The sequence below is a fragment of the Sphingomonas yantingensis genome, assembly GCF_014199325.1.
GTDB lineage: Bacteria > Pseudomonadota > Alphaproteobacteria > Sphingomonadales > Sphingomonadaceae > Sphingomonas > Sphingomonas yantingensis.
In genome coordinates, this window is the sequence record NZ_JACIJJ010000004.1 from 274,958 (window position 1) to 301,311 (window position 26,354).

Below are 26,354 nucleotides of genomic sequence, written 5' to 3' on the forward strand. Positions count from 1 at the left end.
TTACAGACATCTAATCGGCGATTAGATAAGGTAGAGAGGGAGAGGAAGCATGGTCACGCGGCGCGGGACGCTGGGGATTATGGGCGCGGCTGGGATTGCGGCGACGCCGCTGGGCAGGCTGGCAGCGGCACCGGGAGCGTGGCGCCCCTTGTTCAACGGCCGCAACTTCGATGGCTGGACCTTCTTTCAGGACGGCATCGGCAACACCGATCGCGACAATGTCGCCGCGGTCGAGGGCGGGATTCTGCATATCCTCGGCCCGCGTTACCGTGGCCCGGCGGCGGCACCGATGGGCTATCTCGCGACGGCCGAGGCTTACGGCGAATATCACCTGAGCCTGGAGTATAAATGGGGCGAGCGCCGCTTCGCCCCGCGCGAGCTGTGGAAGCGCGACAGCGGCATCCTCTACCACGTACCCGCCGGGCGCGAGTTCCTGTGGCCCGACTGCGTCGAATACCAGATCATGGAGCGCAGCACCGGCGACGCGATCCCGGTCAATCACCGCGCGATCCCCGGCGTCTCGATGGGCGGCCTGCCCGCCTGGCCGCGCAATTTCCCCGGCCAGCCCTATGCGCCGCAGATCGATGCGGGCGGCAACCTGCGCCAGATGATCCGCGCCGAGGGCTCGTTCGACACCCTCGACGGCTGGAACACGGTCGAGCTGATCGCCAGCGGCGACAGCGCCGCGCACATCGTCAACGGCCGCATCGTCAACACGCTCTACGGCCTTCAGGCGCGGGACGCCGCCGGCGCTTACGCGCCGATCACGCGCGGGCGCATCCTGCTCCAGATCGAGTGCGCCGAAATCCGCTTCCGCAACATCCGCATCCGCTCGCTCTGAGCCCGATCGAAAGGCCTTTCCCGATGCCGGGTCAATTCAAGTACGGCGTGTCCGTCTACAGCTACACCGACGATTTCGGTTCGGTAATGACGCTGGAGGACGCGTTCGATCATATCGCCGACACCGGCGCCACGGGGATCGAGATCCTAGGCGAGGGGCAGATCGAGGGGTTCCCGAACCCGTCCACCGCGTGGCTCGATCGCTGGTTCGGCCTGCTCGACCGGCACAAGCTGGAGCCCACGAACATGTGCTCCTGGGTCGATATGCGGCTGACGCTGTCGCACTATCTCACCGTCGAGGAGGGAGCGGCCGAGCTCGAACGCGACCTGCGCCTCGCCCACCGGCTGGGGTTCAAGTTCCTGCGGCCCAAGTTCGGCGTGACCTCGCGCGACCTGATCCCGGAAACGAACTGGGAGGCCTATGTCGAGCGCAACCTCGACCTCGCCGCCAAGCTCGATATCGTCATCTGTCCCGAAATCCATTCGCCGACGCCGATCAACCACCCGGTGACGCAGGGCTATATCGACCTCATCGAGCGGACGGGCAGCGACCATTTCCGGCTAATGATCGACACCGGCATCTTTCAGGACCGCCCGCTCGTCCACTGGGGATCGCATCAGGTCACCGACGAGATGCGCGAGCACATGGCGTTCCTGAACGGCATCGCCGTCGACCCTGAAGAGTTCATCGGCATCGCCAAATATGTCGGCTTCGTGCAGGCCAAGTTCCACGACATCGACGACGAGCTGGTCGATCAGCAGATTCCGTGGCGGCCCGTCATCTCGGCGATCAAGCGCTCGGGTTACTCGGGCTATATGTCGAGCGAATATGAGGGGCTGCGCGCCCCCTGGCGGGCGATCGATCAGGTCCGCCGCCAGCAGGTGCTGCTGCGCCAGCTCGAGCGCGAATATGACGACGGCGGCTTCGCCTGACCCCGCGCCCATCCCGTTTTCCGGAGCCATTCCATGCTTGAACATCAGCTCATCCAGAGCACCGGCTTTCGCAATTTCGGCCCTGTGGGCGCGCGCGAGGGGTTCGCCGTTCGCCTGCGCTTGCCCAATTATCACGGCACCCGGCTATCGATGCTCGACGGGTTCGACGTGACCGTCGACGGCGAGTTCTTCGGCCACGAACGCAACCGTCTCGCCATCCGCGACGAGGTCTATACGCTCGACGAACTGCGGCAGGAGACGGTGCGCCGCTGGGACCTCACCGAACATGCCTCGGTGCTGGTAGATAAGGCGGGCGGCCTGACGCCGGGTATCCACCGCATCGCGGTCGCGGCGCGCATCCGCTATTCGTATTTTCCGCCCGACGTCCACGTCTTCATGATGCGTGCCGAGCGGCTCGGCACCGTCGTGATGGCCTGAGCGACAGGGTAAAGGAGGATCGGATGCCGAACATCGATCGGCGCGGGATGATCGCCGGCGCCGCCGCGGCGGCTGCCATGATCGGCACTCCGCTCGCGGCGCAGGCGCGCCGCCCGGGTGCCGCCTTTCCCAAGGGCTTCCTGTGGGGTGCCTCGACGGCTGCGCATCAGGTGGAGGGCAACAACCTCAACGCCGATCTCTGGGTCATCGAGAACCTGCCCGGCACGATGTTCGCCGACCGTTCGGGGGATGCGGCGAACAGCTTCGAGCTGTGGCCGACCGATCTCGATCTCGTAAAGGGGATGGGGCTCAACAGCTATCGCTTCAGCCTCGAATGGGCGCGGATCGAGCCCGACAAGGGCCATTTCTCGATCGCGATGCTCGATCATTACAAGGCGATGATCGACGGCTGCCGTGCGCGCGGGCTTCGCCCGATAGTGACGTTCAACCACTTCACGACGCCTCGCTGGTTCGCGGCGCAGGGCGGGTGGCAAAATGCCGAGGCGGCGGACCTGTTCGCGCGTTTCTGCGACCGGGCGGCGCGGCATCTGGCCGGCGGGATCAGCCATGTGATGACGCTGAACGAGCCGAACCTCGCGGGCATCATCGGCGAGATCCTGCCCGCGCAGCTCGTGCAGGGCGACGCCAGGATGCAGGCGATGGCGGCGAAGCAGCTCGGCGTCGCCGCCTATCGCCCCGGCGTCATCCTTCACATCGACGACCCCAGCCTATACCGCGCCAACCAGATGAAGGGCCATGCCGAGGGCGTGGCCGCGATCAAGGCGGTGCGCGGTGACCTGCCCGTCGGGGTCACGCTGGCGATCATCGACGATCAGGCGGTCGGGCCGGACAGCATCCGCGACCGCATCCGCGAGCGCTATTACGGCGAATGGCTGCGCGTCGCGGCGCGGACCTGCGACTTTCTCGGCGTCCAGAATTACGAGCGCAAGCGCTGGGACGCCAAGGGCGCGCTCCCCCCGCCGGAGGGATCGCGGCGCAACGGCGGCGGGGCGGAGGTCTGGGCCGGATCGCTGGCGGGCGCGGTCCGCTATGGCTGGGAAGCGACCAAGCTGCCGATCATCGTGACCGAACACGGCGTCAACAGCGACGACGATGCGCTTCGTGCCTGGCTGATCCCCGCGGCGCTGGCCGAACTGAAGCGCGAGATCGACGCCGGCGTGCCGGTGCAGGGCTATCTTCACTGGTCGCTGATCGACAATTTCGAGTGGGGCTTCGGCTATCACCACCGCTTCGGGCTGCATTCGTTCGACCCGAGGACGTTCGAGCGGACCGCCAAGCCGAGCGCCGCGGTGCTGGCGCGGATCGCATACGCCAATCGGCTCTGAGCGGGGTCCGCTCTCCGCTCCAAACCTGCCGTGACTCAACCATCCGAGGCTTGCGCGAACCGCTCGTAGCGCGGGGCGCGGTCGAAGTCGGATCGGTCGAACGGGCGATCGGTGAACAAATAGCCGTAGTAGAAACGGCGTAGCGCCGCGTGGAACGCGCGGATGCGATCCTGATATTCCAGCTGCGCCTTCAGGTCGGTCCGTGCGAGACGCGTCAATGCCGCCTGCACGCCCACCGACGGCAGCGCCCAGCCGAGCGCCCGCGCCGCGGCCTCGCGCCGCATCAGACCCGCGCGATAGACAGCGACCGCGGGCGCCACCTCCGCATCGCCGTTCTGATGGAAGGCAAGGTACCATTTATAGTTGAAGGCGGTCCCCAGCGGAGCGGACCCTGCCCATTCGGGATGCGCGGCATAGAAACGGCGCATCGTCGCTTCCCGCGGAATGTCCCAGGCGCGGTTGACCGCCTCGCGCTGGGCCAGCGCGATCTCGGCGCCTTCGCGCACCGGCACGGCCCGGTCGATCGCGACGTTGGCGAGCGTGGGAACGATCAGCACCAGCAGCAGCCACGCCCCCGCCAACGTCGCGGCATTGGCGACAGAGCCCCAGCGGAGCCGCCCGACCGCGGCCGCGGCGCCGATCCAGAACAGAAGATAGGCGGCGATCAGCGCGAGCACCGCGACGATGGCGGCCGCCCCGACGCCCTCGACCGCCGCGGCGATCGCGAAGGGGAAGGCGAGCGACAGCCAGAGGAGCGCGAACCGTATCGCCGTCCGCCGCCGCCACAACGCCTGGCCGCCGCGTGGCAGCGCCATCAGCGTCCGCGCGCGCCCCGCCTCCCGTTCGCTCGAGACGAGATCGTGGAACAGCGCGATGACGAACAGCGGCGCCAGGAACACAAGGACGAAGGCGAAGTCGAACCGGCCCGGCAGCGCGAGTTCCGGGTTGAACGCGTCGCCGTCGTAGATCTGCGCTTCCAGCCCCAGTGCCCGGACGCGCAGGATGGTGGGCGACACATCGCGCATCCCGAGTGCGGCAAAGGCGAGCGGCGCGGGCGGGTCCCAGGTCGGGTGGAAGCTGTAATAGGCTGCGCTGCCAGAATCCCGGGTCCGTACGACGTAATCGGCGACGGCCCAGATATCCTCCGCCTGAGCCGCCGGGATCGCGGCGATCGAGGCACGCTGGCGCGCGACCGCCGCCATGCCGGCCGCGAGCGCAGCGATCGTCAGGATCGCCAGCAGCAGGATCGCGAAGCGGCTGAGCCGCTGGCGCAGCAGCAGGCGCAGTTCATGGACATAGAGGCTCATCTGCGCGCTCCGAGTCGATACGTCGCGAAAGCGAGCAGGGCGCCCGCCGCGGTGAGCCAGAGCAGCACCACGGCCAGCCCCGGCAACGCGGCGCGCGCGAGCGTTCCCGGTCCGGCGGGGCGAAAGGCGAAGTCGGGCATCGCGCGCCAATTGGCGGCATCGACGCGCTTGCGCCGGTCGGCCCCTGCGTCGGTGGCGGTATCGTCGGCATAGGCGACGCCCTCCGCCTGCATCCGGTTGAGCCGCTGGACGAGGGCGTATCGGTACCGCTCCGCCTGTTCGAGGAAGCGGCGATGGCCCGACAGGTCGGTGCCCGCCGCCGCCATCGACAGCGAGCGCAGCGCGATTGCGGGGCTGATCGCACTCGCCCCCGCGACGACGGCGTTCTGCCGGGCCTGCACCGCGAAGCTCTCGGCGGCGTAGCGATCGAACAGCGCGGCGGTCAGCCGCTCGCCCTCCAGCGCGAGCAATCCCTTGTAGTTGACGGGCAGGTCCTCGACCCGCGCCGCGCCGTAGCGCTTGAGCGTCGCTGCCTTGAACGCGGCGAAATGCGGGTCGTCGGGATCGTGGCTGTCGCCCATCCGGCGCAGGTCGCGGGCGATGGCGACATCGGTCTGGAGGCGGTTGCGCAGAGTGTGCATCTGTCCCGCGATATCGGGGGCGAGGCGCGGCACGAGGATCGTGGTGACCGCCCAGAGCGCGATCAGTGCCAGGAGCGCGTCGCGCGACCGCGGCACCAGCGCCGATACCGTCAGAATGACCACGCACCAGAGCGCGAGATAGGCGAGATAGCCGATGCCCAGCACCAGCATGGGCAGCGGTGCCGCGCCCGGCTGCGCGGCGATCGCGGTAAGCCCGATCAGCGCCGGGGTGGCGGCCGCAAATGCGACCACGCCGAGTGCGGCAAGCTTGCCCGCGACCAGCTGCCCGCGGCTGACGCCCTGCATCATCAGGACGCGCAGCGTGCCCCGCTCCCGCTCGCGCGCGACCGCGGCGAACCCGAGGAAGACGAGGAGCAGCGGCGCGACCACCTGTAGCACGAAGGCGGGGGAGAGCTGGCCGAAGCGGACGAGCAGCGAGCTTTGCCGTACGTCGCCGAAATTGGCGGTGTTCTGGCGATGCCCCTCAAGGAACATGCTGTTGCCGGTAAAGGCATCCACCCCCGGATCGAACGCGGCAAGCGGCCCGAGCGGGCGGAAGATGAAGCTGCCGTAATGGACGACGCGGTGCGGGTGGCGATCGGGCTGAGCGTCGAACGCATCGGCCGCCGCCTGCTGGTGCCGGGCGCGCAGGTCGGCGATCCGCTGCCGGTGCGACCAGCTCGACGCGACCGCGACGAGGGTGAGGAGGATCAGGAGCGCGAAGGCGATGACCGCGACCCGGTTGCGGACCATCAGCCGCAATTCGTCGCGGGCGATCAGGGCGACCGGGCTCATGCCGCGCGCCGCTCGCCGCCGATCTGGAAGCGGGCGTGGAGCGCGCGCACGTCGAAGCGGTCGGGACCGTCCGCGGCGACCTCATGCGCGACGCGCCCGCGCTCGAGAAAGGCGATGCGGTCGGCGACGTCGGCGGCGGAGAGAAGGTCGTGCGTCACCATCAGCACCGCCGTCCCGCGGGCACGCACCGCCAGCAACAGTGCGTTGAAGTCGGCGGTCGCGCGCGGGTCGAGGCCCGAGGTCGGCTCGTCGAGCAGCAGTACCGGCACCGCGCGCAGCAGCGCGACGGCGATCGCCACCTTCTGGCGCATCCCCTTCGAGAAGCCGCCAAGCCGGCGATCCCATGCCTGGTCCTGAAGGCCCGCCGCCGCCAGCGCCCCGGCGATCGCGGCGCGATCGTGCCGCTCGCCCGACAGCGCGAGCAGATAGTCCGCATTCTCGATCGCGGAGAGGTGATCGTAGAGCGCGACATTCTCCGGCAGATAGGCCATCTGCCGCCGTGCCGCGTCGGGGTCCGACCCCGGATCGATGCCGCAGACCGCGATCGTGCCCCCGTCCGCCCGCTCGAATCCCAGCAGCGCTGCCAGCGTCGTCGATTTGCCCGCGCCGTTGCCCCCGAGAAGCGCGGTGATGCTGCCCGCCGGTACCTGCAGCGTCAGGCCGTCGAGGACCGGTGCCCGGCCGTAGCTAAGGGTAAGCGACTGGATCGAAATGGGCGGATCGGGGATGGTCTGCATCGTTACCTCTCGGAAAGCGAGGGTCCCTTAGCCACCATCCGTGTAATGATACAAGATATCATTGACGATGTTATAACGTTTCGTCATTGGCCGGCGCGGATCGGTCGCCGCGGCGCGACCGCGGACGATCGTGACGGGGGACCGATATGCTGCGCCATCTGCTGTGCGCCGGAGTGACGATGGGCTGGGCGACGCTGGCGCCGGCGGGCGAGCCCACGGAGGAGACGCCGCCGACCGATCAGGAGATCACCGTCACCGGCGTGCGACAGGCCTATCGCGGCGACTTCGCGCTGTCCGAAATCCCCCAGTCGATCGCGCAGATCGACGAGGGGGCGGTGCGCGAGAACAATTTCCTGCGGCTGACCGACGCGCTCGACCTCAACGCATCGGTCTCGCGCCAGAACTCGCTGGGGGGGCTGTTCGACAGTTTCGCCGTGCGCGGGTTCGCGGGCGACGAGAACATCCCGACCGGCTATCTCGTCAACGGGTTCAACGGCGGGCGCGGGTTCGGCGGCCCGCGCGACGTCGCCGGGATCGAGCGGATCGAGGTGCTGAAGGGACCGGCGGCGGCGCTGCTCGGGCGCGGAGAGCCGGGGGGCACGGTCAATCTCGTCACCAAGCAGGCGGAGATCGGCCGCACCTTCGGCAGTGCATCGCTGCAGGTCGGCAGTTTCGATCGGGTGCGGGCGGACGGGGATTTCAACCTCGCCGTCAGCAGCGACCTTACCGCGCGGCTGATCGGCTATGCCGAAGACGGCGACACGTTCCGCGATACGGTGCATCAGCGCCGCTGGGGCGTCCTGCCCTCGATCGGATGGACGATCGGCGCGGACACGCGGGCAACCTACGACTTCGAATGGACGCGGGTGGAAACGCCGTTCGACCGCGGGATTGTCGTGCTGAACGGCGACCTCGGCACGGTGCCGCGCGATCGCTTCCTGGGCGAGCCGGGCGACGGTGACCATGTCGCGCGCGCGACCGGGCATCAGCTGCGCGTCCAGCACGATTTTAGCAAGGACTGGAGCCTGCTGGTGGGCGCCAGCCTGCGCGACACGCTGCTGACGGGTTTCTCGTCCGATGCCGAGCTCGTCGCGGGCCGTCAGAAGCTGTTCCGCGACGGGCGGTCGCTGTCGCGCCAGCGGCGGTCGCGGCGGTACGATTCGCGGCAATGGGTCGTGCGTGCCGAGCTGTCGGGCGCGTTCGAGACGGGGGCGCTGCGCCACCGCGTCCTGATCGGGGCGGATCACGACCAGTTCGACAACGACCAGCAATTCGGCCGCGTGCGCCCGCCCGTGCTCGGCACGCCTACGACGGAACGTGCGGGGAACGTCATCGACATCTTCGACCCGGTCTATGGCCGCTTCCCGCTGCCGACGCCGGCGCCGCAGAACGATCGCCTCGACGTGCAGCGATCGACAGGCCTGTTCGTGCAGGATCAGATCGAGCTGACCGGCCGGCTTCAGCTACGCATCGGTGGGCGGTATGACGATGTGAGCCTTCGCACGCTGAACCGGCTGACCGGCACCGACAGCCGTCGCAGTGCTGGCCGGTTTAGCCCGCAGGCGGGGATCGTCTATCGCCTGTCCGCCCCGCTTTCCCTCTATGCCGCCTATGGCGAGGGGTTTCGCGCCAATATCGGTACCGACGTGACCGGGGCGATCTTCGATCCCGAGACGAGCCGGTCGAAGGAAATCGGCGTCAAGCTGTCCGCGCTTGGCGGGCGGTTGAACGGCACGCTGGCGGCATTCCAGCTCGACAAGGCTAACGTGCTGGCCAGTGACACCGGCAATCCGGGCTTCTCGGTCGCGATCGGCAAGGCGCGCAGCCGCGGGGTCGAACTCGACCTGACCGCGCGCCTGCCCAGCGATATCGAGGTGTTGCTGAGCTATGCCTATATTGACGCAGAAGCGCGGTCGACACTGCTGGAGCCGAACTTCAACTTCCAGATCCGGCCGGGTGACCGCCTCATCAACATTCCCGATCACAATCTGAACGTGCAGGCGACGAAGCGGCTGACGATTGCCGGGCGGGATGCGTCGTTCGGTGGCGGCATCCAGTATGTGGGTCAGCGGTCGGGGGAGACCGGAACGGCCTTTACGCTGCCGTCGCACACGCTGGCGCGCGTGTTCGCGGAGGTCGAGGCGATCAAGGGCGTGGCACTGTTTGCCGCGGTGCAGAACCTGTTCGACGCGCGCTGGTTCGCCAACAGCTATTCGCCACTCTGGGTGCAGCCGGGTGCCCCGCGAACCGCGTCGATCGGCCTGCGCACGACGTTCTGACGAATGCCCCCTCCGCCGCACGGGCGAAGGGGGCGGTCGTGCGCTAGTTGACGATCTTCCAAACGACCGGCGGCAGGCGCATCTGCGTCGCGACCGGGTTGCCCGCGGCGTCGCGCGCCGGCTCGAACCGGCCGTTGCGGACGGCGAGGCGGCAGGTTGCGGCGTCGAGCGCGTCATTCCCGGTGCTCGAGACGATCCGGCAATCGGTCACCTTGCCGGCAGACGACACCGACAGCGAGACAGATGCGCGCCCCTCCGCACCTGCGCGCAGCGCCTGCGCGGGATAGGCATCCTGCGGGAACCACGATCCGACATTGCCGCGCGCGCTGGCACCGCGCGACAGGTCCAGCGGCGTTGGGGTGGGCGAGGGCGGCGTCGGGATCGTCGGCAGCTCGATCGGTCCGGGAATGGGGATCGGCGTGCCGGTCATCGTCGGGGTGGTGACGTCGAGGTCGATCTTCGGCGTCGGCAGGTCGGGCAGGCGCGGCAGCGTCGTCGTCGGCGTGTCGATGGGCGTGCGCTCGACCGGCTTCTTCTCGGCCGGCGGGGGCGGCGGTACCTCGATCGGGATCGCGTAGGTCTCGAGGGGCTTGTCCGTGATCTTGTCGATGAACTGGACAGCGAGCCCGGACATGAGCGCGGCAATGATGCCGCCCTGGATCAGCCCGACAAGGCCGATCGCCACGATCCGTTCCCGTCCAGTGCCGCTATTGGCGTAGGACATGGTGGGCATCCTCTCTATGGCCGCGCCGCTAGAGGACGGCTGCGGTCAGGTGATGCTATCACATCGCTTTCGAACGCCAAGCGATTTTATGGGGTTAGCCGATAGCCCGTGCGATGGCGCAGAATTCGGCCACGCTTACCGTCTCGGCGCGGCGGGTCAGGTCGATGCCCACGGCCTCCGCCGCCTCGATCGCACCGGGCATTGCTTTCAGGCTGGTGCGCAGCATCTTGCGCCGCTGGCCGAACGCGGCGGCGGTCAGGCGTTCGAGTGTCGAGAGGCGCACACCCTCGGGCTGTTCGGCGTGGACCACATGGACGACCGCCGACATGACCTTGGGCGGCGGTGTAAAGGCCGAACGGTGCACGGGCATCGCGATCCGCGGCGTTGAGCGCCATTGGGCGAGGACGGCGAGCCGGCCATAGGCGTCGCTGCCGGGCGCGGCGACGATGCGGTCGGCAACCTCTCGCTGAAACATCAGCGTCAGGCTCTGCCACCAGGGCTGCCATTCGGCGCTCAGCCAGCCGACAAACAATTCGGTCCCGACATTGTAGGGCAGGTTGGCCACGACGTGCGGCGCGCCCTCGAACAGCGTCGGATGATCGATGGCGAGCGCGTCGCCCTCGATCACCTTCAGCTGGCCGGGATAGGCCTCGGCCAGTTCGGCAAGCGCCGGGATGCAGCGGCGGTCGCGCTCGATCGCGGTCACGCGCGCGCCGGCGGCGAGCAGCGCGCGGGTGAGGCCGCCGGGACCGGGCCCCACCTCCAGCACCTCGGCGCCGGCGAGATTCCCGGGGACGCGCGCGATGCGGTCGAGAAGCTGGCCGTCGAACAGGAAGTTTTGGCCGAGCGCCTTGCTTGCGGTGAGGCCGTGCGCGCGGATCACCTCGCGCAGCGGCGGCAGGGGGACGGCGGTCATTGGGGTTCGCAGAGGCGGCGGCGAGTCGCGGCCTGTGCGGCCATGCGGATCGCGGCAATCATCGCACCGGGCTCGGCCGAGTTGGTGCCGGCAATGGCAAAGGCGGTGCCGTGGTCGGGCGAGGTTCGCACGATCGGCAGCCCGAGGGTCATGTTCACCCCCTCGTCGAAATGCAGCGTCTTCAGGGGGATCAGCGCCTGGTCGTGATAGGCGCAGAGCGCCGCGTCATAGGTCGCGCGCGCGCGGGCGTGGAACATCGTGTCCGCGGCGAGCGGCCCGATCGCGTCGATCCCCTCCTCGCGCAGGATCGCGATCGCCGGCGCCATCACATCGATCTCCTCCATGCCCAGCGCGCCGCCTTCGCCCGCATGGGGGTTGAGGCCCGCAAAGGCGAGGCGGGGGCGCTCGATCCCGAAATTGCGCGTAAGGCCGCGCACGGTCACCCGCGCCTTCGCAAGGATGAGGTCGACGGTCAGCAGCCCGCGCACGGCATCCAGCGGCACGTGCGTGGTAATTGGCACCACGCGCAGCGTCGGGCCGGCAAGCATCATCACCGTGTTGGCGTGCGCGATGCCGCAGCGATCGGACACGAACTCGGTCTGGCCAGGATAGTGGAAGCCGATCGAATAGAGCTGCGATTTCGACACCGGCCCGGTGACCAGCGCACAGGCCGCCCCCGCCTGGGTCAGGCCCATGGCGAGCTCGAGGCTCTGGAGCGCGCAGCGTGCCCCCTCCACGTCCGGGTGGCCGGGCACGATCTCGCCTGCATCGGCGACGGTCATGACAGGGAGCGCATCGGCAAAGGCGGACGCGGCATGGTCGGGCGTGTCGATGCGCACGACGGGGCCGTGCCACACCCGCTCGATGGCGCGCGCGTCGCCGATCGCGAAGAAGGGGGCGAGCGCGTGCACGTCGCGCGCCGCCCATGCCTTGGCGATGATCTCCGGCCCAATCCCCGCCGGATCGCCCATGGATACGGCGATCGGGCGGTGGGGAAGGCCGCCCGCGGCCATGTCAGCGATACTCGACGATCGCGTCGCGGCGAAGATCGCGCAGCATGCGCTGGGCACGCAGGTTGACGCGCTCCTGCTCGAGGCCCTGCTGGATCTGCTGTGCCGACGGCTGCGAGGCGACGCGCGGATCGTCGCGGCCGCACAGGACGAGCACGCGGACGCCGTCCTCGGGCGAGCCGAACGGCGGCGTCGCCTGGCCCACCTGAAGCTTCACCATAATATCCTGAAGCTGCGGCGGCAGGTCGCGGATGCGGATCGCGTCGTTGTCGACGACGTCGGCGCCGATCGACGCCGCCACCTTCTCGACATTGCCGCAGCCCTGGATCTTCTGTGTGGCTTCAGCGAACTGGGCGGCGCGCGCCTGAACCTGCGGCTGGGCGAGGCCGGCGGGGAACTTGACCGAGATCTGGCGTAGGCTGAGCTTGGCGTCGCGCGGGTCGGCGCCGAGGACGGTCCGCTTGTCGACGAGATAAAGCAGCGAATAGCCGCCGGGGACCGACACCGGCCCGGCGATCTGGCCGACCTGCATCTCGCCCGCCGCCTTTGCCAGCGGCTCGGGCAGCATCGCCGGGCGCACCCAGCCGAGGTCGCCGCCGACCGCGCGGGTCGAGGCTTCGGACATGTTGCTCGCGAAATATTCGAATGGCGTGCCCGACTTCATCTTCTCGACCATCGCGCGCATCGCTTCGGTCACCTCGGCCTGCCGCTCGGGCGGGGCCGACAGATAGATTTCGCGCAGGTTATATTCTTCGGTGCCCTTGGCCTGCTCGAGGCGCTCGATGATCGACTTCACCTCTTCCTCGCCGACGCTGACAAAGGGTTCGACGCGGCGGCGCAGGAGGCGCTGCCAGGCGAGCTCGCCCTCGATCTGGCGCTTCAGCGACCGCTCGGACGAACCGACCTGGACAAGATAAGCGCGCAAGCCGGCGGGATCGCGCTGGAAATTGCGGGCGACGCGGGCGAAGCTCTGCTCGATCTCCTGCGGCGTGACGGTGATGTCGTTGTGCTTGGCTTCCTGGATCTGCAGCGTCTCGTCGATCAGCTGGCGCAGCACCTGAAGGCGAAGCTGGTCGCGCTCCTCGGGCTTGATCGTCAGGTTGCGCAGACCGGTAATCATGTTGACGCGCTGGTCGACATCGGTGCCGGTGATGACCGCGTCGTTGACGATCGCCGTCGGCTTTCGGACGTTGGGATCGGCCTTGCCGAAAATCTGGAGATTCTGGGGCAGGTTGAGGCCCGCCGCCGGGGTCTGCGCCTGGTCGCCCACGGTCTGCGCGACCGCGATGCCCGCTGCGCCGGCGAGAAGCACGCCCGCCACCATCTTCCCCGCCGTGATCTTGAACGTCGTTGCCAAGTCGATACCCTCATGCCGCGCACGCGCGCCGAAAGGCGGAACTAGTCCCGCCTCGATGAACCGAGCCTTTAGCGTCCCAGGTTCGTCAACGCCAGCGTCAGCAGGAAGCTGTTGCCGGCGCGCGCATCGCCATTGTCCTGATAATCGCGCCGCCAGGTCAGGCCGAGGCGGACACAATCGTCCTCGTACTGGACGCCCAGTCGGTGCCGGATCGGCTCGAACCCGTCGGAGATCGACAGCGGATCCTCGTTCCGGTCGGTGAGGTCGACCGTCGCCGACCCGAATGCCGACCAGAAGCGGGCAAAGGCGACGCGGCCGCCGACGCGCACTTCCTCGCGATCGCGAAGATCCTCGAGCAGCTGGTCGTTGTTGCGGTTGAGGCGAAGGTAGCCGATCAGCGCATAGGTCTTGCGCGAGCCGACCGTCGCGTCGACCTCGTTCCGGCGCACCGCGAACCCGTCCTTGTCGAGGCGATAGCGGTGGGTGAAGGCGACGAACTGGCCGACGCGCACCTCCGTCCGGCCGACGAAATCGGACCAGCGATCGGTGAGGCCCGTCCCCTCGGGGAAGATCGACGGCCGGGCGTTCAGGCGATAGCTCTGCCCGACATTGGCGTTGATCGACACGCCGGGCAGGTCGAGCGCATAGTCGACGCCGTAGGTGACACGCGTCGAATCCTCGAACCGGTCGTAGCCGGGGAAGCGGTTGAGCGAGAAGAGGTTGGTGTCCTCCAGATCGATCGACCGGGCATCCTCGTTCGGGATGTCGATGTTGCTGATGCGCGGCGACGCGACGATCTGGACGCGCGGCGTGATCCGCTGATCTCCGCCGAACGCCTCGCCGATGAACGGCCATTTGACGTCGACCGCCAGCGCGCCGATGCCGCGAGTGTGGAACCCGTCTTCGCCGCGATAGAGCGGGGTCAACGTCGCGGCACTGTTCGAGGTGTTGTAGATGTCGCCGCGGGCAAAGGCGCTGAACGTCACCTCCTGCCCCCAATTGGTGATGCGGCGAAGCTCCCACAGCGCGGAGGCAAAGGCGCGCTGCGTATCCTGACCGCCATTGTTGCGCGAGATGGCGAGGCTGTTGAGCTGCACCGTCAGCCGCCCGCCGATGAGCGGATCGGTCAGGCGGTGGCGAAAGTCGATCTCGGGCAGCGCGACGGGCTGGATTTGACCCGCGTCGTCGAGCCGGAGCGACTGGACCGCCCATCCCTGGATCGCGAAATAGGTGTCCTCGCTGATCCGCTGGACGCCGATATTGCTGCGCAGCCGGTCGTCGCGCGAAATGTCGTAGCGGCGCAGGAACGTCTTGTCGGTGGCGACGCGGATCGACCCGAACGCACTCCAATAGGGATCGAACTGCGCGCGGCCGGTCGCGTCGACATAGCCGCGGAATGCGTTCTCGCTGGTCGGCGCGACGCCCGCTTCGGTGACGAGGTCGTCGCTGCGGCGCGAATAGGTGCCGTACGCGGTCACCTCGAACGCGCCGAGCGAGGTGTATTGCCGGTAATTGCCCTCGATCATCGGCAGCGCTTCGGTGAACACGTGCGGCGTGACGGTCAGGTCGCGATTGGGGCCGAGGTTGAAGTGATAGGGGAGCGCGAACTCGAACCCGTTGACGCGGCTCAGCCGGAATTGCGGCGCGAGGATGCCGGGCGCGCTCTCGCCGCCGATCGTGTGGCTGAACGCGGGCAGCGGCAGCGACAGGCCGAACAACGTGACGCGCGCGCCCTTGTAGCGGATGCGCTTCCTGTCGGGATTGTAGACGACCTCGCGCGCGGTGATCTTCCAGCTCGGCTCCTTGGGACAGCCGGCGCTGTTTTCCACCGCGCAGGGGGTATAGGCCGCCTTCGTCACGCGCAGCACGCCGCCATTCTCGCGCACGCCCCGCTCGGCGGCGATGCGGCCGCCCTGTTCGAGGACGACGAGCATGTTGTTGACGACGCCGTCCTTCAGCGTGTCGGTCAGCTCGATCCGGTCGCCATAGGCGATATCGCCCTGTGGATTGGTGACGGCGATATCGCCTTCCGCCACCACCTGGCCGGTCTTGCGGTTCCACGTCACCTTGTCGGCGCGCAGCCGCTCGCCCTGGCGGAACAGGCGCACGTCGCCGGTCGCGTTGACGAGGTCGGCGTCGAAGTCGTATTCAAGCTGATCCGCGCTGAAATCGATCTGGTTGTCCGCCCGCGGCGCCGCGGTCTCGATCGGCGGCGGCAGTGCGGCGCCTTCACGATCCTGCAGGTCCTGCGCCGCGGCGATCGCGGGCAGGGCGAGCCACAGACAGGCGGGCAGCGCGGCGGTACGCAACAGGGCCTGGCGCATGCGAATTGGTCTTGTCCCCTTTTTCGCCCGGCGACGATACGCTGCGCCGGACAATTCCTGCCCTATCGCACCGCAAAAGCCACCACGCAATCGACGCGGGTTTTGCGAACCCGCTTTGGTCCCTAGATGGGCGTAATGACTCGTGCGACAGTTGGTTGCACGGGCGGAACGACAAGCAGCGAAAGGCCGCCGCCCCATGAAGATCGAGTTCCAGAACGAACTCCCCGACCTGACCACGATCGCGATCGCGGTGCCCAAGGGCGCCGCGCCGTCGCTCGGCCGGCTGGACGATGCCGGCAAGGCGCTGGTGACCGCCGCCGCCAAGGCCGCGCGGTTCGAGGGGGAGGCGGGATCGATCGCCGAGATCTTCGTGCCGAAGGGCGACGACGTCGGCCGCGTGATCCTGATCGGGACGGGCGAGGGCGAGGGCGTCGATTACGAAAAGGCGGGCGGCGCGCTTGCCGCGCGGTACGAGACGGCGGGGGTCGAGGCGATCGGTGTCGACCTGTCGGGCGCCGATGCGGCGGGCGCGGCGCGCTTTGCCGGCGCGGCCGCGCAGCGCGGCTGGCGCTTCGATATCTATCGCACCAAGCTCCCCGAAAAGGCCAAGCCGACGCTCCAGCGGCTCGTCATTGCTGGCGCGCCCGGCGGCACCGACGCCGAATGGGCGGAAACCAAGGCGCTGACCGAGGGTCTGGAACTCACTCGCACGCTGGTCGCCGAGCCGCCGAACATCCTCTACCCCGAGACGTTCGTCGAGCGGTGCCAGCACCTCGAGGAACTGGGCGTCAAGCTCACCATCCTCGACGAGGCGGCGATGCGCGACCTCGGCATGGGTGCGCTGCTGGGCGTCAGCCAGGGCTCGGTGCGCGAGGCGCGGTTGCTCGCCATGCACTGGAACGGGACCGGCGTAGACGGCGATCCGGCGATCGCGCTGGTGGGCAAGGGCGTGACCTTCGACACCGGCGGCATTAGCCTCAAGCCCGGGCCGGGCATGGAGGACATGAAGTGGGACATGGGAGGCGCGGGCGCGGTCGCGGGCGCGATGAAGGCGCTGGCGCTGCGCAAGGCGAAGGCCAACGTCATCGGCGTCGTCGGCCTGGTCGAGAACATGCCCGACGGCAACGCGCAGCGGCCGGGCGATGTCGTCACCTCGATGTCGGGCCAGACGATCGAGATCCTCAACACCGATGCCGAAGGGCGGCTGGTGCTGTGCGACGTGCTGACCTGGGTCCAGCGCAACTATCGGCCGAAGCGGATCGTCGACCTCGCCACGCTGACCGGCGCGATGATCATCGCGCTGGGCAACGAGCATGGCGGCCTGTTCGCCAACGACGACGCGCTGGCCGACGCGCTGCTGGCGGCGGGGCGTGAGACGGGGGACAAATTGTGGCGCTTCCCGCTGTCGCCCGCCTATGACAAGCTGATCGACAGCCCGATCGCGGACGTGAAGAATGTCGGCCCGCGCGGTGCCGGCTCGATCACCGCGGCGCAGTTCCTGCAGCGCTTCGTCGACGAGGGCGTGGCCTGGGCGCATCTCGATATCGCGGGCATGGTCTGGGCCGACAAGCCCGGCGCGACGCACGACAAGGGCGCGACGGGCTTCGGCGTGCGCGTGCTCGACCGGCTGGTGCGCGACACGGTCGAGAACTGAGCGAAAGGGCGGGCGCGCCGTGCAGGTCGATTTCTACCACCTGACGCTGCGCCCGCTCGCCCGCGCGCTGCCGCAGATCGCCGAGAAGGTGTTGTCGGGCGGCGCGCGATTGCTGGTGGTCAGCGGCGATGCGGATCAGCGTGCCGCGCTCGACCGGACGCTGTGGACCTATTCGCCGGGCAGCTTCCTCCCGCACGGATGCGCGGGCGACGGGGGCGAGGCGATCCAGCCGGTGCTGATCGCGGGCGACACCGCCGCGGCGAACGGCGCGCGGATGGTTGCGATCGTCGATGGGCTGTGGCGGGACGAGGCGCTCACCTTCGATCGTGCCTTTCATCTTTTCGACGAGGAACAGGTCGGGGCCGCCCGCGCGGCATGGCGCGGGCTGGCCGATCGGGAGGGCGTCGAGCGGCGATACTGGAAACAGACCGAGCGCGGGTGGGAACAGGCGGCCTGACGCGCTTGCGCGGGCGCGGCGGCGCGACTAAGGCGCGCGCCATCCACTCCAACGTAAAAACAAGGAAGTCGTCCGCCATGGCCGCCACGCGCACCTTTTCGATCATCAAGCCCGACGCCACGCGTCGCAACCTGACCGGCGCGGTCACCAAAATGCTCGAGGAAGCCGGCCTGCGCGTCGTTGCCTCGAAGCGTATCCACATGACCCGCGAGCAGGCCGAGGGCTTCTACGGTGTCCACCGCGAGCGTCCGTTCTTCAACGACCTGGTCGAGTTCATGATCTCCGGCCCCGTCGTCGTTCAGGTGCTCGAGGGTGAGGACGCGGTGACGCGCAACCGCGACATCATGGGCGCAACCAACCCCGCAAATGCCGAGCCGGGCACGATCCGCAAGGAGCTGGCCGAATCGATCGAGGCGAACACCGTCCACGGGTCGGACTCGGAAGAGAACGCCAAGATCGAGATCGATTTCTTCTTCAAGCCCGAAGAGATCGTCGGCTGATTTCAGCCACCGGGTTCGAATGAGCGACCGGGTCGGGGGGATGCCCCCGGCTCGGTTTTTTTCGTGGCCGGCTAGTTCGTCACCCCGGAACGAGGCCGGGTGACGATTGGCAAACCCCATATGAAAAGGGCGCCCCCCGCGAAGGGGACGCCCTTTCCAATTCGATAAACGTCACCGCGGCGCGCTGGGCGCCGCTCGCGATTACATCGCGTTGGTGAGGTTCGTCTCGCCGATCTCGTCAGCGTTGTCGGCAGCCGCCTCGAGGTTGTCGGCAGCGTTCTCGAGCGCCGCTGCCTCAGCCGCGTTGCCGGTCATGTCAGCAGCCGCTTCCATGTTGTCGGCCTCGGCCTCGAGGTTCGCCGCCATCGCGTCGCCGGCGTTCTCGGCGGGCGTGCCCTGGTTGCACGCGGCCAGCGACATCAGGCCAGCGGCAGCAGCCACAAGAGCGATCTTCTTCATGCGTTTGCTCCCAAGCAAATTCGTGTCGTGACTGGCCCGAATGCCGTCACGAAGCTGCCGCATTAACGCCCGTTACGGGTGCGTCAACTTATAAATCGACTCGATACGTAGGAAAGCAGCCTCATTTCGTCGCAGAAATCGCCTCCGGGGCGTCCGCGACGACGGCCAGCATCGCCGTCCACGCTGCCACATTCTGCCTCATTTGGGCCGGATCGACCTTGTCCAGCGTGTCGTCGGGCGTGTGGTGAAGGTCGAAATAGCGCGTGCCGTCCTGTTGCAGATCAACGCCCGCGACGCCAGCCGAAACGAGCGCCGACACATCGGCCCCGCCGCCCGCCGGATCGCGCCCCGCCGAAATGCCGAGCGGGGCGAGCGCGGCGGCGAGGCGGTCGGCCAGCGGCTTGTTCGCGGGCGCGAAGTTCGTGTCGAGGCGCCAGATGCGATCCGCGCCGAAGTCCGATTCGGCGGCCAGTACGTGGTTGTCGCCCTTGTGGGCATCGAAATAGGCCTTGCCGCCGAACACGCCGACTTCCTCCGATCCGGCCCAGAGCACGCGGATCGTGCGGCGCGGGCGGCCCGCGTCCATGATTCGCTTGGCCGCGGCGGCGACGATCCCGCAGCCCGAGGCGTCGTCGATGGCGCCGGTGCCGAGGTCCCAGCTGTCGAGGTGACAGGCGACGACGACGATTCCAGCGGCGGGATCGCGGCCCGGCACCTCGGCGACGACGTTGCCCGAGTTCTGCGTGCCAACGATGCGCGGGGTGAGGGTCAGGGCGACGCGGACCGGCGCGCCGCGCCCCACCAGCCGCTCGAGCTGATCGGCATCGGGCACGGCGAGCGCAGCGGCGGGGATCGGGGCGGTGCCCTCGGGGAACACGGTGCTGCCCGCATGCGGCATCCGGTGGCTGTCGGTGCCGACCGACCGGATCAGGATCGCGGCGGCGCCCTTCGCCGCGGCGATCGCCGGTCCTTGCCGCCGGACCGCACCGTAATAGCCGTACTGGCTGCCGTCCTGCGTCCGCGTCATCGCATGGCTGACGAAGGCGATCTTGCCGGCAAGCGACCCGTCGGGCGCGTCCTTCAGGTCGTCGAGCGTGGGAAAGAACACCACCTCGCCGGTCAGCCCCGCCGCCGGGGTCGCGCCCGAATTGCCGAGTGCGGTGAGGACCAGCGGCTGCGAGTTCTCGCCGACGACCATCGCCCTTTCGACGCCGCGGACCCAGGTCTTGAGCGGGAAGGGTTCGTCGCGGACGTTCTTGAAGCCCATCCTGGTGAGCGTCGTCACCGCCCATTTGCGCGCCCGCGCTTCCTCGGCCGTGCCGGCCAGCCGCGGGCCGAGCTCGGTCGTGATCGCCTCCGTGATCGCATAGGCATAGTCGTCCTCCAGCGCGGCATCGCGAAGCTGGGCGACGCGCAGGTCGGCGTCGTCAGCTTGGGGGGCGGGAAGGGCGAGCGCGGCAAGCGCGGGGAGGATCATGCTGGGCATGGGCCATTGGTAGCCGCTGGAACCGTCCGGTAAAGGCCCCCTGATTGCCAATCCGCACGCTCGTCGCTATCTCCCGCGGCGACTTTCCATCCTTGCCGAACCCCCATCCCGGAGACCCGCAGTGGCCGCCCAGTACGCCTTCGTCATGAAGGACATGACCAAGACCTTCCCCGGCGCGCCCAAGCCGGTGCTGTCGAACATCAACCTGCAATTCTATCAGGGTGCCAAGATCGGCATCGTCGGCCCCAACGGCGCCGGCAAGTCGACGCTCATCAAGATCATGGCGGGCATCGACAAGGATTATTCGGGCGAGGCGTGGGCGGGCGAGAACATCACCGTCGGCTATCTGGAGCAGGAGCCGCAGCTCGACCCGAGCAAGTCGGTGCTGGAGAACGTCAAGGACGGCGCGCGCGAGACCGCGAATCTCGTCGATCGCTTCAACGCGATCTCGGCCGAGATGGGCGATCCCAAGGAAGACACCGACTTCGACGCGCTGATGGAGGAGATGGGCGAGCTTCAGGCCAAGATCGACGCGGTCGATGGCTGGAGCCTCGACAACCAGCTCGAGATCGCGATGGAGGCCCTGCGCTGTCCGCCGGGCGACTGGGCGGTCGAGAACCTGTCGGGCGGCGAGAAGCGCCGTGTGGCGCTCACCCGCCTGCTGATTCAGAAGCCGTCGATCCTGCTGCTCGACGAGCCGACCAACCACCTCGACGCCGAGAGCGTGAAGTGGCTCGAGAACCACCTCAAGGAATATGCCGGCGCGGTGCTGATGATCACCCACGACCGCTACTTCCTCGACAATGTGGTCAACTGGATCCTCGAGCTCGATCGCGGCAAGTATTTCCCGTACGAGGGCAATTACTCGACGTACCTCGAAAAGAAGGCCAAGCGGCTGGAGCAGGAGGATCGCGAGGCGACCGGCCGCCAGAAGGCGATCAAGGACGAGCTCGAATGGATCCGGGCGGGCGTCAAGGGCCGCCAAACCAAGTCGAAGGCGCGTATCGCCAAGTTCGAGCAGCTCGTGGAGAGCCAGCAGAACCGCAGCCCGGGCAAGGCGCAGATCGTCATCCAGGTGCCCGAGCGCCTGGGCGGCAAGGTGATCGAGGTCGAGAACGTCTCTAAGGCGTATGGCGACAAGCTGCTGTTCGAGAACCTGTCCTTCACGCTGCCCGCGGGCGGCATCGTCGGCGTGATCGGGCCGAACGGCGCGGGCAAATCGACGCTGTTCAAGCTCATCACCGGGCAGGAACAGCCCGACACCGGCAAGATCGAGCTCGGCACCACGGTGCGCCTGGGGTATGTCGACCAGAGCCGCGATCACCTCGACCCTACCAAGAACGTCTGGGAGGAAATCTCCGACGGGCTCGATTACATGAAGGTCAACGGCCACGACGCTTCGACGCGGGCGTATGTCGGTGCGTTCAACTTCAAGGGTCAGGACCAGCAGAAGAACGTCGGCAAGCTGTCGGGCGGCGAGCGCAACCGCGTCAACATCGCCAAGATGCTGAAGCGCGGCGGCAACGTGCTGCTGCTCGACGAGCCGACCAACGACCTCGACGTCGAGACGCTGGGCGCGCTTGAAGAGGCGATCGAGAACTTCGCGGGCTGCGCCGTGGTCATCAGCCATGACCGCTTCTTCCTCGACCGTCTCGCCACGCACATCCTCGCGTTCGAGGGCGACAGCCATGTCGAATGGTTCGAGGGCAATTTCGAGGCGTATGAGGAGGACAAGCGCCGGCGCCTGGGCGACGCGGCCGACCGTCCGACGCGGCTTGCCTACAAGAAGCTGACGCGCTGAACGCCTAGTGGCCGTGGTCGAGGAAGCGCCTGACGCCGCGTCGCCACCGGGCGGCGACGCGATCGAATATCGCCTGCGCCAGCAGCGCATCCTCGCCGAGTTCGGCATGGTGGCGCTGCGCTCGCGCGATATCGACGCGATGCTCCAGCGCGCGACCGAGTTGTGCGCCGAGGGCATGGGCTCGCGCTATGCCAAGTTCCTGTCCGCCCCCGACAGCGACCAGCGGATGCGGGTCGAGGCGGGCGTGGGCTGGGACGCGGGCGTGGTCGGCAACGCCAGCCTGGGCGGCGATACCGCGAGCCCCGCCGGCTTCGCATTCAAGACCGGCGAGCCCGTCATCTCCAACCATCTCGAGGGCGAGGAGCGGTTCCGCACGCCCGAGATGATGGCCGACCACAGCATCCGCCGCGCGATCAACGTGCTCGTCGAGGCGGATGGCAAGCGGTACGGCGTGCTCGAGGTCGACAGCGAGGGCGAGGGGACGTTCGACGCCGACGACCTCGCTTTCATGCAGGGTTTCGCCAACCTGATCGGCGTCGCGATCGAGCGCCAGCAGGCCGAGGCGCGATTGAACGCCTCGATCGAGCATCAGGAACTGCTGGTGCGCGAGGCGAGCCACCGGGTGAAGAACAGCCTAGCGCTCGTCTCCGCCATGCTGACGCTTCAGATGCAGGCCGACGACGACCCGCGCGTCAACCGGCTGCTTGGCGATGCACAGGCGCGTATCACCGCGATCGCGCAGACGCACGACCAGCTTTGGCGCGGGGTGCGGGTGGGGATCGTCGCGCTCGACGACCTGTCCTGCGGGCTGGCGAATGCGCTGGCGGAGCAGTCGCCGCAGCACGAGATCGTCTGTCATGCCGAAGCGATCGAACTGAGCGCGGACACCGCGATCCCGCTTGGCCTCGTCCTCACCGAACTCGTCACCAACGCGATCAAATACGCCTATCCCGAGGGGGAGGGCGGGCCGATCACGATCCGCATCGCGCGCAAGGGCGGCCGGATCGAGATGTCGGTCGAGGACGAGGGGGCCGGGCTGCCCGCCGATTTCGACCTCAAGGCGCAATCGCGCCGCAGCCTCGGCACGCGGATGATCGTCAGCCTGACGAGGCAATTGGGCGGCGAGATCGAGATGGGCGCCCGCGCCGGACGGCCGGGCACGCTCGCGCTGTTGAGTTTCCCTGCGCCCTGAGGTCGATTCGATGTTCAGCCGTGTCGTGTACCCAGGCGGAGGCCGGGGTCCAGTCGCGGTGCCGGTCGAGAGGTTCGCCGACAATCGTAAGCGGCCCGATACTGGCCCCCCACCTTCGCCGGGGAACGGTCGGTGGGTGCCCGTGCTCAACTTTGTCTAGCAGGTGGAGGCGGTTTCGCCCGTTACCTCCAGAACGCCGTCCTGGTTGGCGTCGACATTCGTCGCCGGCGTGAGGGCGCGGCGGTCGCGGACCATCATCGATGCGGTTTCGACCATGTCGAGCGAGGGCGACCACGCCTCCTTCACCAGCGGCTTGTAGGTGTAGCTGACCTCGACCCACATCGTCGCGCCGTCGACAGGCGCGATCACCTGTCGCCCCGCCGGGCCGACGCCGGTCAGGTTCGTCGTGCTGTTGTCATAGGGCGAATCATACGCCTTGCTGCCGCGGCAACGCTGCCAGCGGATCCGATACTTGCCCGCATTGGCGGGGTCGTTCTCGATGCTCGTCACCATCACCCGGCCGCGATTGTAGAGGTCGAGCTCGCCCGCCTGGAGCCCCGCGCCGGTCAACAGGTCGTTGATGTCGGTCTCGTTGATCGTCTTTTGCTGAAGGAGCGTGCCGGTGCCGATCCGCGCCGCGTTGTCGGCAAGGTGCAGCGCGATCTGGCTGATCCGCATTCGGGTGATGATGTAGTTGGTGATCTCCGCCCCCGTCAGCCCGAGCAGCAGCAGAATCGGCAGGTAAAAGGCATATTCGATGATGATGACACCATCGCGTGCGGTGGCCAGCCGGCGGGCGAGGGCAGAGAGCGGCTTCGTCATGTGCAATTCCGCCGTGTGGGGGCGGCATAGCTGCCCTGGTCCGAATAGGGCTGGTTCTTGAGGACGGTCGTCGCGACGATCTTGGCATTGGCGGTGTTGTCACCGAACAGCTTGAGCAGCGGGAACATGCGTGGATAGGTGACGGTAACGGTCACGACCGTCGCGTCCTTCGCGCCGCCCTGTCCGTCGTCGCCGCCGTCGCTGTCCCAGCTGCTGTTGTTGTTGGCATCCTCATAGGGTTCGCCCGCATCGCAGCGGCCGTTGCGATTGGTGTCGGTCCAGTCTTCCGCCTTTGCGGCGGCCGCCTGGCTGAACGTACGGTAGAAGCGCCGCTTGATATCGATCGTCGCGTTGTTGGCCAGCGCCTTCACCTGGCTCTTCACCCGGTCGTCGAGGATCGCCTGCTGCCCCTCGGTCGTGTTCGATTCGAGCGTCGCGTCGCGCGCGGTCTTCTGAAGCACGCCCTGAAGCGCGCCGCGCATGTAGAGCGTATGCCCGAAATCGAAGATGCCGAGCAGCACCATGCAAAAGGTCGGCGCGATGAACCCGAACTCGACCGCGGACACGCCGCGCCGGTCGCGGCCGAGGGGGCGGAGCCACCGCATCACTTGATGAGCCTCAAGGCGGAGATCTGGTCGGCGATCGACTTGAACGTTCGCTGGAGCGCGGCGGAATCGTTGGCGAGGAAGTAGCGGCCCGGCGATGCGCACCGTTCCAGCCGATCCTCGGTCGATTGCAGGTTGCCGCCGCCGAACGAAACGACCCAGAGCGTGATGTTCTTGTTCTTGACCACGTCGCACAGTGCCTCGAGCCGGCTGTTGATCTGGCCCGTCAGGGAGTTGAGGGACGTGCCGTTCATGCAGTTCTGCCAGTTGCCCACATCGTCGGTCTGGCGCCGGTCGTAGAAGTGGATGCCATAGGCATTGTAGTCGCAGTTGCTCGACACCGCGTCGCCGTCGGTCATGAAGATCATGTGGCGTTGAATCTCGCCGCCCTGGGGCGTGAACTGGTTCTCGGACTTGAACATTCCGTCCGGCGACATGAGGCGCGCGCCCCAGATCATGCCGATGTCGTGATAGGTATTGCCGGTCGGCGTCAGGCTGCTGACATAGGCGTCGAACGCGCTGGCGTCAGGCCATTGCTGGAGCTTGCGTGCCTCCGCCGGGCAGTAATAGTTAAACCCGTACGGAATTAGCTGAAGATAGCGATAATAGGTGTCGGACGTGCTCGAAACCTCGTCGCGGTTGAGCTCGTCCCAGCTCGTGCGCAGTTTGCGCATGTACGTGATCTCGGGGAGCCCTGGCCTCCACTGCGTATCCGGGTCGCCCGGCGTCGGCGCGGTGTCGACGTCGAGGTCGAGCGCGTCGCTGGGGATCGGCGTATAGTCGGTCGTCTTGGCAGTCTTGCGTTCTTCAACGCACCCCGTCCAGTTGACGCGATAGGTCGAACGGATGCCGCTGTTCGGGCCGGCCTGCACGTCGAAGGTTGTGTTGTAGCCGGTGCCGTTCTTCATGCCGCTGACGTTCACGGGCATCAGACCGTAGCGGAAATTGCCGCTATTCCCGATCTGCGCGCGCGTATTGTAGTTCGCCTGATCCGCCATCCAGTCGGTGGGCAGCAGCCTGCCGACATTGACGTTGGTCGAATAGGGAACGAAGCCGAAGCGAATCTGCACCTGACTGCCCGTGCCGCCCGAGGGAGCGCCCGCGTCGCAATTGGCGACGGTGTCGAGCCGGGCGACGATTTCGTAGAAGCACCGGACCGCCTGCTTGAGGCCGTCGATCTTGCTCATCGTGTCGGTTGCGCGCGCCTTCGACGCCATCGACCCGGTGTTGTCGAGCACGAACATCACGTCGGTGTTCGGCAGCCGCATCTCGCTTTCGCAGGTGACGGTCAGCGTCTCGGTCGTCTTGCCCAGCACGCGCATCAGCGTCATCGGCAGGATCGCCGAGGCGGTGCCCGTCACCTTGCCGGCATTTTCCGAATAGCTCTTGGTGATGGTGTTCGAGCCATAGGCGTCGCTGGCGATGTTGGCGTCGAAGAAGCGCTCGGCCATCGTGCGCGGCATGTAGCTCGACTGTGCCCAGGTGCCGCCGCCCATCGACTTGCGCCCCGCCAGCGCACCCGCGTCGCACGCGTGCTGAAGCCGCGTCTTGACGATGTACATGCGGCTGAGGTCGAAGCCGCCGCCGATCATGCCGCACAGCGGGATCAGCGCCGCGGCGACGATCGCGATCGTGTTGGCGCGCGTGTCGCGGCTGAGCCGCGCGAGGAACCCGCAGCCTGCCCAGTCCTTTAGCCCCAACCAACCCATCCGCTTGCCCATGCCCCGCCCG

23 protein-coding genes are annotated in these 26,354 nt (G+C 67.7%); 10 read left to right on the forward strand and 13 right to left on the reverse strand.

The genetic code is table 11. The annotated features are described in order from the left end of the window. Positions 1-49 precede the first annotated feature (49 nt). Genes FHR19_RS14005 through FHR19_RS14020 form a run of 4 tightly spaced genes read left to right on the forward strand, consistent with a single transcriptional unit; the run spans position 50 to position 3,557 of the window. Positions 50-841: a 3-keto-disaccharide hydrolase gene (locus FHR19_RS14005; RefSeq protein ID WP_184029542.1), complete on the forward strand. Its 792-nt coding sequence runs from the start codon at positions 50-52 to the stop codon at positions 839-841. Positions 842-864: 23 nt separating this feature from the next. After that, positions 865-1,773 (forward strand): sugar phosphate isomerase/epimerase family protein, encoded by a 909-nt coding sequence (locus FHR19_RS14010; protein ID WP_184029545.1) that lies wholly within the window; start codon positions 865-867, stop codon positions 1,771-1,773. Between the two features lie 33 nt (positions 1,774-1,806). After that, the gene (locus FHR19_RS14015; protein WP_184029547.1) at positions 1,807-2,211 is read left to right on the forward strand and encodes a C-glycoside deglycosidase beta subunit domain-containing protein; all 405 of its coding nucleotides are present in this window, start codon (positions 1,807-1,809) and stop codon (positions 2,209-2,211) included. Positions 2,212-2,234: 23 nt separating this feature from the next. Continuing rightward, complete coding sequence (locus tag FHR19_RS14020) at positions 2,235-3,557, forward strand: family 1 glycosylhydrolase (protein ID WP_184029549.1); 1,323 nt, start codon at positions 2,235-2,237, stop codon at positions 3,555-3,557. 35 nt (positions 3,558-3,592) lie between these two features. Here FHR19_RS14020 and FHR19_RS14025 read toward each other — a convergent pair whose 3' ends face one another. Genes FHR19_RS14025 through FHR19_RS14035 form a run of 3 tightly spaced genes read right to left on the reverse strand, consistent with a single transcriptional unit; the run spans position 3,593 to position 7,037 of the window. Then, positions 3,593-4,864, reverse strand: a complete 1,272-nt coding sequence (locus FHR19_RS14025; RefSeq protein ID WP_184029551.1) for a DUF3526 domain-containing protein — start codon at positions 4,862-4,864, stop codon at positions 3,593-3,595. Beyond that, the gene (locus tag FHR19_RS14030) at positions 4,861-6,300 is read right to left on the reverse strand and encodes an ABC transporter permease (protein ID WP_184029553.1); all 1,440 of its coding nucleotides are present in this window, start codon (positions 6,298-6,300) and stop codon (positions 4,861-4,863) included. The genes FHR19_RS14025 and FHR19_RS14030 overlap by 4 nt, the downstream gene beginning before the upstream one ends. After that, positions 6,297-7,037 carry an ABC transporter ATP-binding protein gene (locus FHR19_RS14035; protein ID WP_184029556.1) on the reverse strand — a complete coding sequence of 247 codons (741 nt, stop codon included), beginning with the start codon at positions 7,035-7,037 and terminating at the stop codon, positions 6,297-6,299. The genes FHR19_RS14030 and FHR19_RS14035 overlap by 4 nt, the downstream gene beginning before the upstream one ends. 146 nt (positions 7,038-7,183) lie before the next feature. Between FHR19_RS14035 and FHR19_RS14040 the strand changes: the two genes are divergently transcribed. After that, complete coding sequence (locus FHR19_RS14040; protein WP_184029559.1) at positions 7,184-9,316, forward strand: TonB-dependent siderophore receptor; 2,133 nt, start codon at positions 7,184-7,186, stop codon at positions 9,314-9,316. 43 nt (positions 9,317-9,359) lie between these two features. Here FHR19_RS14040 and FHR19_RS14045 read toward each other — a convergent pair whose 3' ends face one another. The 5 genes from FHR19_RS14045 to FHR19_RS14065 form a co-directional block, all read right to left on the reverse strand. After that, complete coding sequence (locus FHR19_RS14045) at positions 9,360-10,040, reverse strand: energy transducer TonB (RefSeq protein WP_184029562.1); 681 nt, start codon at positions 10,038-10,040, stop codon at positions 9,360-9,362. Positions 10,041-10,134: 94 nt separating this feature from the next. After that, positions 10,135-10,956 carry a 16S rRNA (adenine(1518)-N(6)/adenine(1519)-N(6))-dimethyltransferase RsmA gene (gene rsmA, locus FHR19_RS14050; RefSeq protein WP_184029565.1) on the reverse strand — a complete coding sequence of 274 codons (822 nt, stop codon included), beginning with the start codon at positions 10,954-10,956 and terminating at the stop codon, positions 10,135-10,137. After that, complete coding sequence (pdxA, locus tag FHR19_RS14055) at positions 10,953-11,969, reverse strand: 4-hydroxythreonine-4-phosphate dehydrogenase PdxA (protein ID WP_184029568.1); 1,017 nt, start codon at positions 11,967-11,969, stop codon at positions 10,953-10,955. Before pdxA ends, rsmA begins: the two co-directional genes overlap by 4 nt. Before the next feature lies 1 nt (position 11,970). Continuing rightward, positions 11,971-13,290 carry a peptidylprolyl isomerase gene (locus tag FHR19_RS14060; protein ID WP_184030173.1) on the reverse strand — a complete coding sequence of 440 codons (1,320 nt, stop codon included), beginning with the start codon at positions 13,288-13,290 and terminating at the stop codon, positions 11,971-11,973. A gap of 101 nt (positions 13,291-13,391) precedes the next feature. Next, positions 13,392-15,647 carry an LPS-assembly protein LptD gene (locus FHR19_RS14065; protein ID WP_184029571.1) on the reverse strand — a complete coding sequence of 752 codons (2,256 nt, stop codon included), beginning with the start codon at positions 15,645-15,647 and terminating at the stop codon, positions 13,392-13,394. A 196-nt stretch (positions 15,648-15,843) separates the two neighbouring features. Here FHR19_RS14065 and FHR19_RS14070 point away from each other — a divergent pair, with 196 nt between their 5' ends. The 3 genes from FHR19_RS14070 to ndk all read left to right on the forward strand — a co-directional run bounded on the left by FHR19_RS14070 (position 15,844) and on the right by ndk (position 18,258). Then, the gene (locus FHR19_RS14070) at positions 15,844-17,301 is read left to right on the forward strand and encodes a leucyl aminopeptidase (protein WP_184029573.1); all 1,458 of its coding nucleotides are present in this window, start codon (positions 15,844-15,846) and stop codon (positions 17,299-17,301) included. 19 nt (positions 17,302-17,320) lie between these two features. Then, complete coding sequence (locus tag FHR19_RS14075) at positions 17,321-17,758, forward strand: DNA polymerase III subunit chi (RefSeq protein WP_184029577.1); 438 nt, start codon at positions 17,321-17,323, stop codon at positions 17,756-17,758. A 77-nt stretch (positions 17,759-17,835) separates the two neighbouring features. Then, a complete protein-coding gene (gene ndk / locus FHR19_RS14080; RefSeq protein ID WP_184029579.1) occupies positions 17,836-18,258 on the forward strand; it encodes a nucleoside-diphosphate kinase in 423 nt (140 codons plus the stop codon). 201 nt (positions 18,259-18,459) lie between these two features. Here the strand turns inward: ndk and FHR19_RS14085 are convergent, their stop codons facing one another. Together FHR19_RS14085 and FHR19_RS14090 are read right to left on the reverse strand one after the other, a co-directional pair. After that, a complete protein-coding gene (locus FHR19_RS14085; protein WP_184029582.1) occupies positions 18,460-18,717 on the reverse strand; it encodes a hypothetical protein in 258 nt (85 codons plus the stop codon). Positions 18,718-18,838: 121 nt separating this feature from the next. After that, entirely contained in the window at positions 18,839-20,203 is a 1,365-nt protein-coding gene (locus tag FHR19_RS14090) for a M20/M25/M40 family metallo-hydrolase (RefSeq protein ID WP_184029586.1), read from the reverse strand. A gap of 121 nt (positions 20,204-20,324) precedes the next feature. Here FHR19_RS14090 and ettA point away from each other — a divergent pair, with 121 nt between their 5' ends. After that, the gene (ettA, locus tag FHR19_RS14095) at positions 20,325-22,004 is read left to right on the forward strand and encodes an energy-dependent translational throttle protein EttA (RefSeq protein ID WP_184029589.1); all 1,680 of its coding nucleotides are present in this window, start codon (positions 20,325-20,327) and stop codon (positions 22,002-22,004) included. Between the two features lie 7 nt (positions 22,005-22,011). Continuing rightward, positions 22,012-23,196: a sensor histidine kinase gene (locus FHR19_RS14100; RefSeq protein ID WP_343053278.1), complete on the forward strand. Its 1,185-nt coding sequence runs from the start codon at positions 22,012-22,014 to the stop codon at positions 23,194-23,196. A 156-nt stretch (positions 23,197-23,352) separates the two neighbouring features. Here FHR19_RS14100 and FHR19_RS14105 read toward each other — a convergent pair whose 3' ends face one another. The 3 genes from FHR19_RS14105 to FHR19_RS14115 are packed head-to-tail and all read right to left on the reverse strand — an operon-like array spanning position 23,353 to position 26,344. Continuing rightward, positions 23,353-24,018: a pilus assembly protein gene (locus FHR19_RS14105; protein WP_184029591.1), complete on the reverse strand. Its 666-nt coding sequence runs from the start codon at positions 24,016-24,018 to the stop codon at positions 23,353-23,355. Beyond that, entirely contained in the window at positions 24,015-24,623 is a 609-nt protein-coding gene (locus tag FHR19_RS14110; RefSeq protein ID WP_221228547.1) for a TadE/TadG family type IV pilus assembly protein, read from the reverse strand. The genes FHR19_RS14105 and FHR19_RS14110 overlap by 4 nt, the downstream gene beginning before the upstream one ends. Further along, on the reverse strand, positions 24,623-26,344 hold the full coding sequence (locus FHR19_RS14115) for a TadE/TadG family type IV pilus assembly protein (RefSeq protein ID WP_184029595.1): 1,722 nt from the start codon (positions 26,342-26,344) through the stop codon (positions 24,623-24,625). Before FHR19_RS14115 ends, FHR19_RS14110 begins: the two co-directional genes overlap by 1 nt. Between the last annotated feature and the right edge of the window lie 10 nt (positions 26,345-26,354).